The sequence below is a fragment of the Pseudomonas sp. RV120224-01b genome (genome assembly GCF_003208145.1).
Lineage (GTDB): Bacteria > Pseudomonadota > Gammaproteobacteria > Pseudomonadales > Pseudomonadaceae > Aquipseudomonas > Aquipseudomonas monteilii.
Genome location: NZ_QKMQ01000011.1, coordinates 63,246 through 80,063 on the forward strand (window position 1 = coordinate 63,246; position 16,818 = coordinate 80,063).

General features: G+C 61.2%; 16 protein-coding genes and 4 tRNA genes. 14 read left to right on the top strand and 6 right to left on the bottom strand.

The annotated features are described in order from the left end of the window. Positions 1-11 precede the first annotated feature (11 nt). The 9 genes from N436_RS17675 to mgtE all read left to right on the top strand — a co-directional run bounded on the left by N436_RS17675 (position 12) and on the right by mgtE (position 8,260). On the top strand, positions 12-302 hold the full coding sequence (locus tag N436_RS17675) for a topoisomerase II (RefSeq protein ID WP_003256592.1): 291 nt from the start codon (positions 12-14) through the stop codon (positions 300-302). Positions 303-312: 10 nt separating this feature from the next. Continuing rightward, a complete protein-coding gene (astE, locus tag N436_RS17680; RefSeq protein WP_105946058.1) occupies positions 313-1,320 on the top strand; it encodes a succinylglutamate desuccinylase in 1,008 nt (335 codons plus the stop codon). 304 nt (positions 1,321-1,624) lie between these two features. Further along, complete coding sequence (gene alaS, locus N436_RS17685; protein WP_146232437.1) at positions 1,625-4,249, top strand: alanine--tRNA ligase; 2,625 nt, start codon at positions 1,625-1,627, stop codon at positions 4,247-4,249. Between the two features lie 84 nt (positions 4,250-4,333). Continuing rightward, entirely contained in the window at positions 4,334-5,569 is a 1,236-nt protein-coding gene (locus N436_RS17690; protein ID WP_019099135.1) for an aspartate kinase, read from the top strand. Positions 5,570-5,736: 167 nt separating this feature from the next. After that, entirely contained in the window at positions 5,737-5,925 is a 189-nt protein-coding gene (csrA, locus tag N436_RS17695) for a carbon storage regulator CsrA (protein WP_003254503.1), read from the top strand. A 72-nt stretch (positions 5,926-5,997) separates the two neighbouring features. Then, a tRNA-Ser gene (locus tag N436_RS17700) sits at positions 5,998-6,088 on the top strand. Between the two features lie 106 nt (positions 6,089-6,194). Beyond that, positions 6,195-6,271: transfer RNA gene (locus N436_RS17705), tRNA-Arg, on the top strand. Positions 6,272-6,343: 72 nt separating this feature from the next. Further along, a tRNA-Arg gene (locus N436_RS17710) sits at positions 6,344-6,420 on the top strand. 397 nt (positions 6,421-6,817) lie between these two features. Continuing rightward, positions 6,818-8,260, top strand: coding sequence for a magnesium transporter (gene mgtE, locus N436_RS17715; protein ID WP_016711838.1), 1,443 nt, complete (start codon positions 6,818-6,820; stop codon positions 8,258-8,260). A gap of 68 nt (positions 8,261-8,328) precedes the next feature. Here mgtE and N436_RS17720 read toward each other — a convergent pair whose 3' ends face one another. Next, positions 8,329-8,655 (bottom strand): Arc family DNA-binding protein, encoded by a 327-nt coding sequence (locus N436_RS17720; RefSeq protein WP_003254499.1) that lies wholly within the window; start codon positions 8,653-8,655, stop codon positions 8,329-8,331. A gap of 69 nt (positions 8,656-8,724) precedes the next feature. On the opposite strand from N436_RS17720, the gene N436_RS28420 reads away from it, so the two are divergent. The 3 genes from N436_RS28420 to N436_RS17730 all read left to right on the top strand — a co-directional run bounded on the left by N436_RS28420 (position 8,725) and on the right by N436_RS17730 (position 9,782). Further along, positions 8,725-8,904, top strand: a complete 180-nt coding sequence (locus N436_RS28420) for a hypothetical protein (RefSeq protein WP_146232438.1) — start codon at positions 8,725-8,727, stop codon at positions 8,902-8,904. A 96-nt stretch (positions 8,905-9,000) separates the two neighbouring features. Next, positions 9,001-9,594 carry a phosphonate metabolism protein/1,5-bisphosphokinase (PRPP-forming) PhnN gene (phnN, locus tag N436_RS17725; RefSeq protein WP_110741640.1) on the top strand — a complete coding sequence of 198 codons (594 nt, stop codon included), beginning with the start codon at positions 9,001-9,003 and terminating at the stop codon, positions 9,592-9,594. A 111-nt stretch (positions 9,595-9,705) separates the two neighbouring features. Then, a tRNA-Arg gene (locus N436_RS17730) sits at positions 9,706-9,782 on the top strand. A 30-nt stretch (positions 9,783-9,812) separates the two neighbouring features. Here N436_RS17730 and N436_RS17735 read toward each other — a convergent pair. The 3 genes from N436_RS17735 to N436_RS17745 all read right to left on the bottom strand — a co-directional run bounded on the left by N436_RS17735 (position 9,813) and on the right by N436_RS17745 (position 12,465). After that, positions 9,813-11,201 carry an amino acid permease gene (locus tag N436_RS17735; RefSeq protein WP_105946060.1) on the bottom strand — a complete coding sequence of 463 codons (1,389 nt, stop codon included), beginning with the start codon at positions 11,199-11,201 and terminating at the stop codon, positions 9,813-9,815. A gap of 206 nt (positions 11,202-11,407) precedes the next feature. Continuing rightward, positions 11,408-11,734: an AzlD domain-containing protein gene (locus tag N436_RS17740; protein ID WP_016711836.1), complete on the bottom strand. Its 327-nt coding sequence runs from the start codon at positions 11,732-11,734 to the stop codon at positions 11,408-11,410. Continuing rightward, the gene (locus N436_RS17745) at positions 11,731-12,465 is read right to left on the bottom strand and encodes an AzlC family ABC transporter permease (RefSeq protein ID WP_110741641.1); all 735 of its coding nucleotides are present in this window, start codon (positions 12,463-12,465) and stop codon (positions 11,731-11,733) included. Before N436_RS17745 ends, N436_RS17740 begins: the two co-directional genes overlap by 4 nt. A 118-nt stretch (positions 12,466-12,583) precedes the next feature. On the opposite strand from N436_RS17745, the gene N436_RS17750 reads away from it, so the two are divergent. Continuing rightward, on the top strand, positions 12,584-13,462 hold the full coding sequence (locus tag N436_RS17750; protein WP_105946062.1) for a LysR family transcriptional regulator: 879 nt from the start codon (positions 12,584-12,586) through the stop codon (positions 13,460-13,462). A gap of 52 nt (positions 13,463-13,514) precedes the next feature. Here N436_RS17750 and N436_RS17755 read toward each other — a convergent pair whose 3' ends face one another. After that, on the bottom strand, positions 13,515-14,042 hold the full coding sequence (locus N436_RS17755) for a hypothetical protein (protein WP_105946063.1): 528 nt from the start codon (positions 14,040-14,042) through the stop codon (positions 13,515-13,517). A 215-nt stretch (positions 14,043-14,257) separates the two neighbouring features. Here N436_RS17755 and N436_RS17760 point away from each other — a divergent pair, with 215 nt between their 5' ends. Then, a complete protein-coding gene (locus tag N436_RS17760; protein WP_110741642.1) occupies positions 14,258-15,256 on the top strand; it encodes a sensor domain-containing diguanylate cyclase in 999 nt (332 codons plus the stop codon). A gap of 182 nt (positions 15,257-15,438) precedes the next feature. On the opposite strand, the gene lpdA is transcribed toward N436_RS17760, so the two are convergent. After that, on the bottom strand, positions 15,439-16,818 hold the full coding sequence (lpdA, locus tag N436_RS17765) for a dihydrolipoyl dehydrogenase (protein ID WP_105946065.1): 1,380 nt from the start codon (positions 16,816-16,818) through the stop codon (positions 15,439-15,441).

The window sequence follows — 16,818 nt, forward strand, 5'->3', positions numbered from 1 at the left end:
GAGACTTTGCAATGACCGACGCCCTGCGCCTGATCCTCGAAGATGAAGACGGCACCCAGCTGGAAACTTCCTGCACCCGTTTTGCCGTGGTCTGGCAAGGCAAGGAAGTGTGGATTCAGCAGGACGGCCGTGGCCAGCTGCTGATCGGTGTGGATGTCGAGGAAGACGACACCGAGTATGCCAACCTGCTGCTGCGCCCGATGGCCACCAATCTGGTCAGCCTGCAGCTGGAAATGGAGCCGGCCGAGGTTGGCGAAGACGACGATCACGTCCACGGCCCTGACTGCGGCCACCACCACTAAGGAAGCCCCTATGCTCGCCCTTGGCAAATTGCTTGAGCTGACCCTCACCGATCACGAACCGGCCGAGAAGACCCAAGTGACACCCAAGGGCGCGCGTTTGCGCTGGCTGGGGGAGGGCGCGCTGGAAGTGCGCCCTGCCGAGCACGAGGACTGCGGGCTGGACTTGCTGTTGTCCGCCGGCATCCATGGCAACGAAACAGCGCCGATCGAATTGCTCGAGCGGCTGCTGCACGGCGTGGCCAATGGCAAGATCAAACCCAAGGCACGGTTGCTGTTCCTGTTCGGCAACCCGGCGGCCATCCGCAAGGGTGAGCGCTTTATCGAGCAGGACATCAACCGGCTGTTCAACGGCCGCCATGAGCTTTCCAGTGGTTTCGAGGCATTGCGTGCCGCCGAACTGGAGCAGTTCGCCCGGGTGTTCTTCAGCAAGCCGGGGCGCAGCCGCCTGCATTACGACCTGCATACCGCCATTCGCGGTTCGAAGATCGAGCAATTCGCCTTGTACCCTTATAAAGAGGGGCGCAAGCATTCTCGTCGTGAGTTGGCGCGCCTGGCGGCAGCGGGCATGGAGGCGGTGCTGTTGCAGAGCAAATCCTCCATCACTTTCAGTGCCTTCACCTATGAGCAGCTGGATGCTGAAGCCTTCACCCTGGAGCTTGGCAAGGCTCGCCCGTTCGGCCAGAACGAGCAAGTCAACCTCGACAAGCTGGAAGAGCGGCTGATCCGCATCATCGAGGCGACCGAGCCAGAGGGCGAGGGTTCGCTGGATGGCCTGCAGCTGTTCAGCGTGTCTCGCGAGATTATCAAGCACAGCGACAGCTTCCACCTGCACCTGCCCGCGGACATCGAGAACTTCTCCGAGCTGAGCAAGGGTTACCTGCTGGCCGAAGACCTGGCCGAGACGCGCTGGGTGGTCGAGGAGGAGGGTGCGCGCATCATCTTCCCAAACCCCAAGGTCAAGAATGGCTTGCGGGCCGGCATCCTGATCGTGCCGGATTCGGGGCAGCGGCTGGGCTGAGACCGCGTCGCCTGCGAAACAGGCGACTCGGTTTCGGATCCCATTCATGATGAAAACCTTTTAATTCACCGCCTGTTCCATTTTCCCTCCCCATCGGCGGTAATTGGCTTGCCAGTGGCGAAAGGCAGGATTTAGCATCCGGTCATGTCATTTTCGTTTGCATAGCCCGAAAAACCGTTCAAACGACGGTTTCTATCGTATAAACACACTGCATCGAGATTGCAGGACCGATATAATGCGGCCCTTTGCCGTCGTTTCGTCGACGTGTTTGCCCAAGTGGGCCGCCGTTTCCGTGGAAGAACCTATGAAAAGCGCAGAAATCCGTGAAGCCTTCCTTCGCTTCTTCGAAGAGCAGGGCCATACCCGAGTCGCCTCCAGTTCGCTGATCCCGAACAACGACCCGACCTTGCTGTTCACCAATGCCGGTATGAACCAGTTCAAGGACTGCTTCCTCGGCGCGGAGAAGCGTGCCTACACCCGTGCCGTCAGCAGCCAGAAGTGCGTGCGCGCCGGTGGCAAGCACAACGACCTGGAAAACGTCGGTTACACCGCGCGTCACCACACCTTCTTCGAAATGCTGGGGAACTTCAGCTTCGGCGACTATTTCAAGCGCGATGCCATCACCTTCGCCTGGACCTTCCTGACCTCGGACAAATGGCTGAACCTGCCCAAGGAAAAGCTCTGGGTCACCGTTTACGCCACTGACGACGAAGCCTACGACATCTGGACCAAGGAAGTCGGTGTGCCGGAAGAGCGCATGGTGCGCATCGGCGACAACAAAGGCGCCCCGTACGCCTCCGACAACTTCTGGACCATGGGCGACACCGGCCCGTGCGGCCCGTGCACCGAGATTTTCTACGACCACGGCGCAGACATCTGGGGCGGCCCACCCGGCTCGCCAGAAGAAGACGGCGACCGTTACATCGAGATCTGGAACAACGTTTTCATGCAGTTCAACCGCACCGCCGACGGCGTGCTGCACCCGCTGCCAGCGCCGTCGGTAGACACCGGCATGGGCCTGGAGCGTGTCAGCGCCGTGCTGCAGCACGTGCACTCGAACTACGAGATCGACCTGTTCCAGAACCTGCTGGCGGCGGCTGCCAAGGCCATCGGTTGCAGCAACGACGGCCAGGCCTCGCTGAAAGTGGTGGCCGACCATATCCGTTCGTGCGGCTTCCTGATCGCCGACGGCGTGCTGCCGTCCAACGAAGGCCGTGGCTATGTGCTGCGCCGCATCATCCGCCGCGCCTGCCGTCACGGTAACAAGCTGGGCGCCAAGGGCAGCTTCTTCTACCAGATCGTTGCCGCACTGGCCGCCGAAATGGGCGAAGCCTTCCCAGAGCTGAAGAGCCAGCAAGCGCACATCGAGCGCGTGCTCAAGGCCGAGGAAGAGCAGTTTGCCAAGACCCTGGAGCAGGGCCTGCGTATTCTTGAGCAAGACCTGGCTCAGCTCAAAGGCGACGTGGTACCGGGCGACGTGGTGTTCAAGTTGTACGACACCTACGGCTTCCCGATGGACCTGACCGCCGACATCGCCCGTGAGCGCGAGTTGACCATCGACGAAGCCGGCTTCGAGCGCGAAATGGACGCCCAGCGTGAGCGTGCCCGTTCCGCCAGCGCCTTCGGCATGGACTACAACAGCCTGGTCAAGGTCGACACCGCCACCGAGTTCCTCGGCTACGACGCCACCGAAGGCCAGGGCAAGATCATCGCCCTGTACAAGGACGGCCAGTCCGTCGACCAATTGGGCGAAGGCGAGCAGGGCGTGGTTGTGCTCGATCGTACGCCGTTCTACGCCGAATCCGGTGGCCAGGTGGGTGACACCGGTTTCCTGCAGGCTGGCGCCGCGCGTTTCGACGTGCGCGACACCACCAAGACCGGTGGTGCCTTCCTGCACCACGGCGTGGTCGCCAGAGGTGCGCTGGTAATCGGCTCGCCGGTCGAGGCCAAGGTCGATGCCGACGTGCAGCACGCCACCTCGCTGAACCACTCCGCCACCCACCTGCTGCACGAAGCGCTGCGCCAGGTACTGGGTGAGCACGTACAGCAGAAGGGCTCGCTGGTCGACAGCCAGCGCCTGCGTTTCGACTTCAGCCACTTCGAAGCGGTGAAACCGGAGCAGATCAAGGCCCTGGAAGACATCGTCAACCGCGAAGTGCGCAAGAACACCCCGGTAGAAACCGAACTGACCGACATCGAAACCGCCAAGGCCAAAGGCGCCATGGCGTTGTTCGGCGAGAAGTACGGCGACACCGTGCGTGTGCTGAGCATGGGCGGTGATTTCTCGGTTGAGCTGTGCGGCGGTATCCACGCCAAGCGCACCGGTGACATCAGCCTGTTCAAGATCATCAGCGAAGGCGGCGTGGCCTCTGGCGTACGCCGTATCGAAGCCGTTACCGGCGCAGCAGCGCTGGCCTACCTGAACGCTGCCGAAGAGCAGGTCAAGGAAGCCGCGCAACTGGTGAAAGGTAACCGCGACAACCTGATCGACAAGCTGTCGGCTGTGCTTGAGCGCAACCGCCAGCTGGAGAAGCAGCTGGAACAGCTGCAGGCCAAGGCCGCCAGCGCCGCCGGGGACGATCTCTCCAACGCGGCCGTTGAGGTCAAGGGCGCCAAGGTGCTTGCTGCCCGCCTGGATGGGCAGGACGGCAAGGCCCTGCTGGCCCTGGTCGATCAGCTGAAGAACAAGCTCGGCCACGCAGTGATCCTGCTGGGCAGCGAGCATGAGGGCAAGGTTGTGCTGGTGGCCGGCGTAACCAAGGACCTCTCCAGCCAACTCAAGGCTGGCGATCTGATGAAACAAGCCGCTGCGGCGGTGGGTGGCAAGGGCGGTGGCCGTCCGGACATGGCCCAGGGTGGTGGCGTCGACGTCGCTGCACTGGACCAGGCCCTGGCGCTGGCCGTGCCATTCGCAGAGCAGGGACTTTGAGATGAAGGGGCGGGTGGTCTAGTCACTCGCCCCTTCATGTTGGATTGTTTTTTGGGGCCCTGTATGGGCTGAGGCACCATTGAAATGGCGTTGATCGTACAGAAATTTGGCGGCACCTCTGTCGGTTCCATCGAGCGGATCGAGCAGGTAGCCGAAAAGGTCAAGAAACACCGTGAAGCGGGCGACGACCTGGTGGTTGTATTGTCGGCCATGAGCGGTGAAACCAATCGTCTGATCGACCTGGCCAAGCAGATCACCGATCAGCCGGTTCCGCGTGAACTGGACGTGATCGTGTCGACCGGTGAGCAGGTCACCATCGCCCTGCTGACCATGGCCTTGATCAAGCGTGGTGTGCCAGCGGTGTCCTACACCGGCAACCAGGTGCGCATCCTTACCGACAGCGCGCACAACAAGGCGCGCATCCTGCAGATCGACGACCAGAAGATTCGCGCCGACCTCAAGGAAGGCCGCGTGGTCGTGGTGGCGGGCTTCCAGGGTGTGGACGAGCACGGCAGCATCACCACCCTGGGCCGTGGCGGCTCCGACACCACCGGCGTGGCCCTGGCGGCAGCGCTGAAGGCGGACGAGTGCCAGATCTACACCGACGTCGATGGCGTCTACACCACCGACCCGCGCGTCGTGCCGCAGGCCCAGCGCCTGGAGAAGATCACCTTCGAAGAGATGCTGGAAATGGCCAGCCTCGGTTCCAAGGTGCTGCAGATCCGTTCGGTGGAGTTCGCCGGCAAGTACAACGTCCCGCTGCGCGTGCTGCACAGCTTCAAGGAGGGTCCGGGTACCCTCATTACCATTGATGAAGAGGAATCCATGGAACAGCCGATCATTTCCGGTATCGCCTTCAACCGTGATGAAGCCAAGCTGACCATTCGCGGCGTGCCGGACACCCCGGGCGTGGCCTTCAAGATCCTCGGCCCGATCAGCGCTTCGAACATCGAAGTGGACATGATCGTGCAGAACGTTGCCCACGATAACACCACCGACTTCACCTTCACCGTACACCGCAACGAGTACGAGAAGGCGCAAAGCGTGCTGGAAAACACCGCCCGCGAAATCGGTGCCCGTGAAGTGATCGGCGACACCAAGATTGCCAAGGTCTCGATCGTTGGCGTCGGCATGCGTTCGCACGCCGGTGTGGCCAGCCGCATGTTCGAAGCTCTGGCCAAGGAGAGCATCAACATCCAGATGATCTCCACCTCCGAGATCAAGGTCTCGGTCGTGATCGAAGAGAAGTACCTGGAGCTGGCCGTACGCGCGCTGCACACCGCGTTCGAGCTCGACGCTCCTGCCCGACAGGGCGAGTAAGGCGCTGCCTGGAAGGGCGCGGCTGGTGCCGCGCCCTTCGCGTTTCTGCTCGCCACGCAGGCCCTGTCCTGCCCTGTGTGGCGCGTAACCGGGGTCCCGTCGTCGTCCACGACTGGCCCTGATACCCAAGACTGTTACCCCTGAATGTTTTGCGTAAGGAGAAAGCTATGTTGATTCTGACTCGTCGGTGCGCCGAGAGCCTGATCATTGGAGACGGCGAGATCACCGTGACGGTGCTTGGCGTCAAAGGCAACCAGGTGCGTATTGGCGTCAGCGCCCCGAAAGAAGTGGCTGTTCACCGCGAGGAAATCTACCTGCGGATCAAGAAGGAGAAGGATGAAGAGCCAAGCCTTTAATTTTTTTGAAGTTTTTTTCAAAAAAAGGGTTGCAAAGGTGAAAGAGGTTCTTTAATATTCGCCTCGTGTTGCGGTGAGGTGGCCGAGTGGCCGAAGGCGCTCCCCTGCTAAGGGAGTATACCTCATAAGGGTATCGGGGGTTCGAATCCCCCCTTCACCGCCATTATTTGCGTAGGGCGCTGTAAACGGTAAGAACGCTAAGTCGTTGATTTTAAACGAAAACGTTCTTGCAAAAAAGTTTCAGCGACCTATAATGCGCGGCAAGACACGGACTCATAGCTCAGCTGGATAGAGTACTCGGCTACGAACCGAGCGGTCGCAGGTTCGAATCCTGCTGAGTCCGCCACTTTTTGAAGTGGCTATGCTTGCAAAGCTGTTTCAGTCAACCAGTGGTAACCTGGTCTAAAACTACCACCACGGACTCATAGCTCAGCTGGATAGAGTACTCGGCTACGAACCGAGCGGTCGCAGGTTCGAATCCTGCTGAGTCCGCCATACCCCATCAAGAAGCCCGCTCATTTGAGCGGGCTTTTTGTTTTTCTGCGCCAATGAATTGTTGGTGATGTCGATCTACGCTCTTCTGTAATGATTGTGGTGTAGCTTGGCGCCGCCGTGCGGCAACCCAAACAAATGTGCTTTCCCATCCACAACAACCGTCGCACTGATAGCTTCGAGCGTTGTCCTAGCTTTATCACGCAAACGATTGTTCTGGCCAAAAATTTAAGCGATCTGACAGCTTTAGCAGTGTATGATTGCGCCCGTCAGCCCCGCCGGGGCTTGTGGAAAACCACCATGGACTTACCCAGTAGTTACTCGCTAACACGATTCATACAGAAAGATCTGACCGATTGATTCTCCCGGCGTGCTCCGCTGCTGGGAGTGGAGTTCGCCTATGACTGAAGTAGAAGTAAAAAAAGCGCAAGAGAGCCTGCAGGATCGCCTGGCCCAGGTGGTCGAACTGCTGCAGCGCCAACGTGTGGTCGAAGACCTGACTCACCGCCAGGAAGGCGCGCACAACGACCTGGTGGAAAACCTCGTCCACCGCCAGAACCTCGTCGAGCTGCAGCGCAAGCTCGATGACCTGCACCCCGCCGACATCGCCTATATCCTCGAAGCCTTGCCCCTGGAAGACCGCCTGACGGTCTGGCAGCTGGTGCGCTCGGACCGCGATGGCGACATCCTGCTGGAAGTATCCGACTCGGTTCGTCAATCGCTGATCGCTGACATGGACGATCACGAGCTGTTGGCTGCCGCCAAGGAAATGGACGCCGACGAGCTGGCCGACCTGGCCCCAGAGCTGCCGCGCGACGTTATCCATGAGCTGATGGAAACCCTCGATGCCCAGCAACGCGAACGTGTACGTTCGGCGCTGAGCTACGACGAGGAGCAGGTCGGTGCGCTGATGGACTTCGAGATGGTCACCATCCGCGAAGACGTCAGCCTGGAAGTGGTGCTGCGCTACCTGCGCCGCCTGAAAGAGCTGCCCAACCACACCGACAAACTGTTCGTGGTCGATTACGACGGGATCCTCAAGGGTGTGTTGCCCATCAAGCGCCTGCTGGTCAACGACCCGGAGAAGAAGGTGGCGGAGGTCATGGCGACCGACCCGGTATCCTTCCAGCCCGAGGAAGATGCCTATGATGCGGCGCAGGCTTTCGAGCGTTACGACCTGGTATCGGCACCTGTCGTAGACAAGGGTGAGCGCCTGATCGGCCGTTTGACCATTGACGAGATGGTCGACCTGATCCGTGAGGAGAGCGAGAGCGAAGTCCTCAACATGGCGGGTCTGCGTGAAGAGGAAGACATCTTTGCTTCGGTCTGGCGCTCGTTCCGCAACCGCTGGGCGTGGCTGGCGATCAATCTGATTACCGCGTTCCTCGCTTCGCGAGTGATCGGGGTGTTCGAGGGGTCGATCGAAAAGCTGGTGGCGTTGGCTGCGTTGATGCCGATCGTTGCGGGTATTGGTGGCAACTCGGGTAACCAGACCATCACCATGATTGTCCGCGCCATGGCGCTGGACCAGGTATCGCCGGGCAATACCAGCCGCCTGATGCGCAAAGAGTTGGCGGTGTCGCTGATCAACGGCCTGGTGTGGGGCGGAGTGATTGGTGCCGTGGCTTTCTGGTTGTACGGCAGCTGGTCGCTGGGCGTGGTGATGACCGCCGCGATGACCTTGAACCTGTTACTGGCGGCGCTGATGGGTGTGCTCATCCCGATGACACTGGCCCGCTTGGGGCGCGACCCGGCGATGGGGGCGAGTGTGATGATCACTGCCGTGACCGACAGTGGCGGCTTCTTCATCTTCCTCGGTCTGGCCACCTTGTTCCTGCTGTAGGCTCGCCAGAACCAGCCACCCACAAAAAAGCCAGCTTACGCTGGCTTTTTTGTGCTCGCTTGCAGGCCTCAGGAGGCGTCGGCGGCCATTTCCACATCGTGAGCGATGAGGGCGACCAAGGCATTCTGCTGGCGGTGAGACAGTTGGCGGAAGCGCTGCAGCAACTCGCGCTCATGCAGGGACAGCTCAGGGCTGTCCAGGCGCATGCTCAGCTCGTCACCCAACGCACCTTCCTGGATAAGGCTCTGCTCCAGGCGCGCGATGATTTCGGAGTTCATGCTGCGATGATGGTTGCGCGCTACCTCGGCAATGCGCTCACGCATCCCGTCTGGCAGGCGGACGACGAACTTGTCAGCGGTGCGGCTCGAATAAATAGCCTGTTTCATTGGGCGCATATAAATTGACCGGAGTTTGGTTCAGGGGAAGCGGTTCTCAAATTGGCCGCACGGGGTGGAAGTACGACCGTGGCGACGACAAAATGTTCAACCGTCAGTGAAAAATGGATGCTCATCTTGCCTCATGGTCGCCGTTTCCTTGGCGTCAATTCTGTGACAAATAGTGAGCCGGATAAAGGCTTTATGCCAGTACCAATTATCAGAAATGAGCACTGGTTTGAAAAGTTTTACATGCTCCGGCTTGCCTGACCGTCAGTCTTTTGCCGTCAAAAACTGGTAAAACACAGCAAAAGGACAGGAAAACCCCTAGAATGCGCCGGTTTCCCTCCATAGAGCATAGTGGCTATGCAACATGACGCAAGCGACCGCCGATCAGGGACAGGCCGGCTGATATTTCTGGTAGGACCGTCAGGTTCGGGAAAAGATTCCCTGATCGACGCTTCGCGTGAGCGGCTGGCGGCCGCCGGGGTAGAGGTTGCCCGTCGGGTCATTACCCGCTCCGCCGAAGCCAAGGGCGAAGCTGCCCAAGGGGTCACGGCGGAACAGTTTGAAACCCTGTGCGCGCAGGGGGCATTTGCCATGTGCTGGCGGGCCAATGGCCTGGGCTATGGCATTCCCCGCCAGGTGGATGAGTGGCTGGCGGCGGGCAAGGCAGTGCTGGTGAATGGCTCGCGGGCTTACCTGCCCGAAGCGCGTCAGCGTTACCCGGACATGCTGGCAGTGCTGGTCGAGGTCAGGCCGGATGTGCTGCGCCAGCGCTTGCTGGCCCGGGGCCGCGAAAGCGTCGAAGAGGTTGAACAGCGGTTGGCGCGCAGTGCTCGTTTGCAGGTGTTGTCCGATCCTTCGGTGCATGTGCTGGACAACTCGACAAGCCTGGAGGCCGCGGTCGCGGCCCTGTTCGGGTTGCTTCGCGATGAAGGTGTGCTGCCGCCGGTGTAGCAGTGCCAGAAAAGGATTACGCGAAAAAGCCAGGTAGAGGCATGACAAACGCCAGCATGCTGGTTAACATGCTGGCCGTCCCGCTGTGCAGCGCTCGCTGCCGGTGCTTGCGTCTCAGTAGCTCAATTGGATAGAGCATCCCCCTCCTAAGGGGAAGGTTGCAGGTTCAATTCCTGCCTGGGACGCCATTTCCTGTTTCCCCACATGCCCGCCCTCCATCATTGCAACGCGCGATGGTGTTGTTCGTCTGCCTTGCTACCGGCCAGGCGCTGACGCATCACGAAGTACCCCGCCACCACCAGTACCACTGTCAGCACTGTGAACCAGAACTGGAAGCGTGACGCCGGTTCGAATGCCTGGGTGCCGATCACCGCCAGCAAGGCGAACAACGCGACAATGTTGGCATACGGGAACAGCCAGGCCCGGAAGGCAGCCGGATCGATCGCTTCATGGCGGGTTTTCCAGCGCATGGCCACGTGGGCGATGATGATGAAGATCCACACGACCATCACCAGGCTGCCGGTGCTCTTGGCCAAGGTCATGAACAGGTCGCCGCCGCTGACGAAGTGCACGGTCAGGATCATCGTGCAGATCGACAGGCTAAGCAGCAATGCATTGATCGGCACACCTTTGGCGCTCGTGCGCGAGAACAGCTTGGGTGCGTGCCCGCGCTGGCTGAGGGAGAACAGCATGCGCGAGTTGGAGAACATGAACGAATTCATCACCGACATGAACGAGACGAACAGCACCAGTTTCATGGCCACCGCAGCACCACCGAACCCGGCCAGGCTGAACAGCGAAACGTAGGGTGAGGCCAGGTTGGCCTTGTCGGTCCACGGCAGGCAAAGGATCAGGATCGACACCGAGCCTACATAGAACAGCATCACCCGCAGGATCACGCTCTTGATTGCGCGAATCACGTTCTGTCGCGGGTTTTCCGACTCCCCTGCAGCCACGGCGGCAATTTCGCTGCCGCCCAGCGAGAAGATCACCACGATCACGCCGGCCATTACCGGTGACAGGCCGTTGGGCATGAAGCCGTCATGGGCGGTGAGGTTGACCAGCCCGGGGGAGGGAATGTTGCTGTGCAGGCCAAGCAGGATCGAAATGCCCAGCAGCATGAAGATGACAATGGTGGCAACCTTCATCGCGGCCAGCCAGTATTCCACTTCGGCAAAGGAACGTACCGAGTAGGCGTTGCTGGCCATCAGCGTCACCAGCATCAGGAAAGCGCCTGCCCAGATCGGCAGCCAAGGTAAAAAGTCATGCAGGATCGCGCCCAACAGCACGGCTTCGAGGGTGATGGTCATCATCGACTTGAACCAGTACAGCCAGCCGACAGCAAACCCGGCCCAGTCACCGAGGTAGGTGTTGGCGTAGGTCGAGAACGAACCGGCATCCGGGTTGCGGCAGGCCATTTCGCCGAGCATGAACATGACCAGGGTGACCACCAACCCCCCGATGAAGTACGACAGGATGGCCGCAGGGCCCGCCGAGGCGATTAACGCACCAGACCCCATGAACAGCCCGGCACCGATTACCCCGCCCAGGGCAATCATGGTGATGTGCCGCTGCTTCAGGCTTTGTTTCAAACTGTTGGATTGCATTTCCTTGTCCTCTCTTATTATTGGGGGCCGACAACGTCCCCCTACGCAGGCACTGTCGTGCGCCTGCGTCCAGGCGTGGCAAATAGCTACCAGGCTGCCACCATGGACAATAAGGCCAAGGACCTCAAACGAATTCTGTGCACAACATCCTGCTGATTTTTCCTAAGGACTGTTGCGCTTCATGCCGCGCGGCTGACACTTTTCTCCTAAAGCCCCCAGTGCTTCAGCGCCCACAACACCCCCATGCCCACAACCAGCGTCAGCATCGTGCTGCGTGTGCGCCAGGCTACCAGCGCAGCCAGTACCGCCGCGGGTATCTGCGGGTTCGTCCAGTCGAACCCGGCATGTCGGTCAGGGAAGACCACGGCCGGCAACACCAGCGCAGCCAGTACACTGGCCGGCACATAGGCCAGTGCGCGGCGAAACAGTGGCGGGATGCGCAGCACCGTGTGCAGTTCGATGAACGACAGCCGGATGGCGAAGGTGCCCAGGCCGATCAGTACGAAGGTTATCCACTGGGTCGTTTCGCTCATGATGCGTTCTGCTCTGTATGGGCTTCAGGTACGGCGTGTTGTTTTTGTCGGCTCTCGATGGCCAGCCCGGCGATGATCCCGCCCACGGCACCGGTTAGCAGGCCGAGGTTGTAGGGCAGGTCAACGGCCAGCACCGCAAGCACGCCACCGGTCAGCGCGGCGCCGAGCATGGCGGTATTGCGAATGCCGGGTATCAGCAAGGCCAGGAACGACAACGGTATGGCAAAACCCAGTGACCAGTCTTCCGGAATGCCTGCGCCCAGGTACATGCCCGCCAGTACCGAGAGGTTCCAGCCGAACCACATGGTGATCGCCGTGCCGGCGTAATAGGGGTAGGCATGCTGGCCTAGCCCGCCTGCGCCCATTTTCAGCGTGCACAGGGCAAAGGACTGGTCCGAGAGCATGAACGCCATTGGCCACTTGTGGCGGCGCGGGAGGTGGCCCAGGTGTGGGGCCAGGCTGGCGCTGTACATCAGAAAGCGCAGGTTGATCACCAGTGCTGTAACCACCATCGTCACTGGCAGGGCGGCGTTTTGCATCAACTGCATCACCACCATTTGCGCAGAGCCGGAGTAGAACAGCAGGGTCATGCCAATGGCGTCGGCGGGTGACAGGCCCATGCCGATTGCCGTAACCCCGGTGATCAGGCCAAAAGGCACAATGCCGGAGGTCAACGGCAGAACGCTTTGTGCGCCCTGCTTGAATGCTTGGGTCGCGCTTGGGTACTGCATGGGAGTTCCTTGGAGGTGTTCGGAAGGCGCATGGACACCCTCACGTTAATGCGCCTGACAGTTGGCCACAACGTCAGATTTCTGGAATAGTAGGCCTAAAAAATATAGGCCTCCTACCGTGTATCTCGACAGCCCCACCCGGCACTCGCTCCAGCTCAATGCCTTGCGCGCCTTCGAGGCGTCTGCGCGCCTGGGCGGTTTCGCGCGTGCCGCACTCGAACTCAAGGTGACCCCAGGGGCCATCGCCGCCTTGGTCAAGACGCTGGAAAACGAATACGGCGCTGCGTTGTTTGAGCGCCATGCCAAGGGCGTACGCCTTACGCCCCTGGGTGAAAGCGTGAAAAGCCAGTTCACCGAGGCGTTCGATGCAGTGGAAGCTGCCGCGCGTACGCTACGGCGGCTGGCTGCGCCGCAGCGTGTGCACATTGTGACGTCGCCGGCCCTGGCGCAGTTGTGGATAGGGCCACGCCTGCCGGAATTGACCCGCTTGCTGGCGCCCATCGAGATCTCGGTTACGGCGGTGGATGAGCCGCCCAACCTCAAACGCAGCCCATTCGACCTGTGCCTGTTCTACACCGAAAAACCTGAGCGCTGGCAGCGCAGGATCGCCACGGAAGAAGTGTTGCCCGTATGCGTACCGGCCCTGGCAGAGAGCATCATCACCCCTGCGGACCTTGCCAATGCCCGTTGCATTGCTGACGTAGGCTGGAATGACTGGGCGGTGTGGACCGGCGCAGCCATGCCCGGGCACAAGTTCGTGGCCCGTGGGCCGGGCTTTTCCCTGTACTCGATTGCATTGCAGCAGGCCTTGCTCGCTGCGGGTGTACTGATGGGGCGCAGAAGCCTGGTGCAACGCTACCTGGACAGCGGCGAACTGGTGGCGCCAATCGACTGCGCGGTGCCTTTGGGCATGACCATTGCCGCGTGGCGATTACCGGGTGCCAAGGGCAACCAGGTGGTGGCTGCGGTGGAGGAGGCGCTGTTGCAGTTGGCTTGAGCCTTGGCTCTGCCTGTCGGATGGCGCCCCCGACAGGTCTCGTCGCCAATCCTCACACGTGGCTTACCGCGTCTTCATTGCCATCGGATGTGCCGTCTGCCTGGGAGAGCTGTTCTTGTGCTTTCTCCTGGATCCGGTTCTCGATCTCCTCTTGCAAGCGCTGAGCGATCAACTCGCCGACCTTGGCCTTCACCTCTGGCGGCAGGGCTTCGTACTGCGCTTCGGTCAGGCCAATTTCGCTCAGCAGTTTTTCCTTGATCATCTCGCCGTGCGATTTGGACATCAGGTCCTGAAACGCTTGCCTGGCACTGCTGGTTACTTCCGTGCTTGCGTCAGCGGACGGGCCGATGCTGGTGCCAGGGTTCTGCAGTTGCAGCTTGAGCTTGGCAAACGCTTCTTCGCGGGCGTCTTCGGCATCCTGCTGCGAGGTATTCTCACTGCCCTGTTGCGCCGTGGCATTGCTGGCCACTACCGGTAGGCGAAACTGCAGCATATCGCCTGCCGCCGGGTCGACGCCGCTGGTGCGTTGTTGCTGGTGGACTGCGGCCTGCCAGCCGAGGCCGTTGAGGGCGATAGTCATGAAATCCTCCTTGGAAATGTGAGTGGCAGGCGAGGAGGGGCAAATGCCATGCCAGTCGGGGCGGCGCGTAAATAGAGCGCTGGGGCTATTCCGGTCGTGGCACGGCGGGCATATGCTTGCCCGTCAGAGGCATGATCTTGCCGCCTGCGGCAAATTACACATTGTCGGCAGCCCCTTGACCGGAGCGCAGTTGCTGGGCATCATGGAGAGCGTCCATGAATCAGGAAACCAGGCCGGCCCCCGCCGGCTTCAGTGAACAGCAGTTGCACACGTTATTCGAGTTGATCAGCGATGGCATCTGGGACTGGAATGCCAACACCGGCTACGTCTATCGCAACCCGGGCTGGTACGCGATGCTCGGCTACGCCAGCCACTCCATGGCCAACTCGGTACTGACCTGGGAAAGCGTGATTCACCCGGAAGACTACCCACGGGTAATGGCGCATTTCGAGGCGTATATCAGCCAGCGCAACGAGCGCTACCTCATCGAATACCGCTGCCGTTGCGACGATGGCAGCTACCTGTGGATCGAAGACAGCGGCTACATCATCGACCGTAACGAAGACGGTTCGGTGACGCGCATGCTCGGTGCGCACCGCAACATCGACGCCGGCAAACGCCTGGTGGCGCAGCTGGAGCAGAAGAACCAGTCGCTGGAAGGGCAGGTGGCCGAGCGCACCCGTGAGTTGTCCTGGGTGAACCAGCAGCTGCAGCGGCAACTGGACGAGAACCGTGAGTTGGCCGAGCGCGATGCGTTAACCCGCATTGCCAACCGCTATCGTTTGGAAAAGGCTTTGCAGCTGGAGTGCGAGCGGGCGCAGCGCTTCCGCCAGCCGTTGTCGCTGATCGCCATGGACCTGGATGATTTCAAACCGATCAACGACCGCTACGGGCATGCCCGGGGCGATGCTGCGCTGGTGCGGGTGGTCGACAGCCTGCGGACCTGCCTGCGCGAACTGGACCTGTTGGCGCGCTGGGGCGGGGACGAGTTTGTCATCGTGTTGCCGCAGAGCACGCTGGGCGAGGCGCTGGATGTCGCCGGGCGCTTGCGCCAGGTGATGGCGCAACTGGAGCCTGTGGGTGAATGCCGGCTGACCATGAGTTATGGCGTGGTGCAGTGGCAGGAAGGGGAGGACCAGCATGCACTGCTGGCACGGGCTGACAAGGCGCTGTACCGGGCCAAGGGGGCTGGCAAGAACGCCATTGCCGAGTGAATTGGTTTGCCTGTACCGGCCCTATCGCCGGCAAGCCAGCTCCCACAGGTACAGCACAAGGCCTGAGGCCTGCGCAGTACCTGTGGGAGCTGGCTTGCCGGCGATAGGGCCGGTACAGGTATAAAAAAGACCCGCAGCGCCTCTAGGCGCGGCGGGCCAAATCGGCCTCGGCCGCTTCAGTGTCAGATATGCAGGGCGTGGCCCAGGGCACGCAGTGCCGCTTCCTGTACCGCCTCACCCAGGGTCGGGTGGGCATGGATGGTACCGGCCACATCCTCCAGGCGGGCACCCATCTCCAGCGACTGGGCAAACGCCGTGGACAGTTCGGAAACCGCCACGCCAACCGCTTGCCAACCCAGGATCAGGTGGTTGTCACGCCGCGCGACCACGCGCACGAAACCGCTTTTCGACTCCAGGCTCATGGCCCGGCCGTTGGCGGCGAACGGGAACTGCGCGACGATGCAGTCCAGGCCTTGCTGGCTGGCCTGTTCCGGCGTCTTGCCGACCACGACCACTTCCGGGTCGGTGAAGCACACGGCGGCTATCGCAGCGGGCTCGAAGCGGCGTGCCTTGCCGGCGATGATCTCGGCCACCATCTCGCCCTGGGCCATGGCCCGGTGCGCCAGCATCGGTTCGCCGGCCACGTCGCCGATGGCCCAGACGTTGTGCATGCTGGTCTGGCAGCGCTCGTCGATGGCAATGGCGGCGCCATTCATCTTCAGGTCCAGGCATTCCAGGTTGAAGCCCTTGGTGCGTGGGCGGCGGCCCACGGCCACCAGCACCTGGTCGGCTTCCAGGCGCAGTTGTCCGCCCTTGCCATCGTTGGCCAGCAGGCAGCCATTTTCGTAACCTTCGACGCTGTGGCCAAGGTGCAGGGCGATACCCAGCTTTTTCAGTGACTCGGTCACCGGGGCGGTCAGTTCGCTGTCGTAAGTCGGCAGGATGCGCTCGCGCGCTTCCACCACGCTGACCTGCGCGCCGAGCTTGCGGTAGGCGATGCCCAGCTCCAGGCCGATGTAGCCACCGCCCACCACCACCAGGTGTTGCGGCAGGGCTTTCGGTGCCAGGGCCTCGGTAGAGGAGATCACCGGCCCACCCAGCGGCAGCATCGGCAGTTCGACACTGCTGGAGCCCGTGGCCAGCAACAGGTGCTCGCACTGGATGCGCTGGCCATCCACCTCGACCTGCTTGCCATCAAGCACCTTGGCCCAGCCGTGCACCACCTTCACCCCGTGCTTTTTCAGCAGGGCGGCGACACCGGTGGTCAGGCGGTCGACGATGCCGTCTTTCCAGGCCACGCTCTGGCCGATGTCCAGGCGCGGCGAAGCCACGCTGATGCCCAGCGGCGAGGGCTCGGTAAAGCGCGAGGTCTGGTGGAACTGCTCGGCCACATGGATCAGCGCCTTGGATGGAATGCAGCCGATGTTCAGGCAGGTACCGCCCAGCGCCTGGCCTTCCACCAGCACGGTAGGGATGCCCAGTTGCCCGGCGCGGATGGCAGCCACATAGCCGCCAGGGCCGCCGCCAATGATCAACAGGGTTGTCTGGATAGTCTGTTGCAT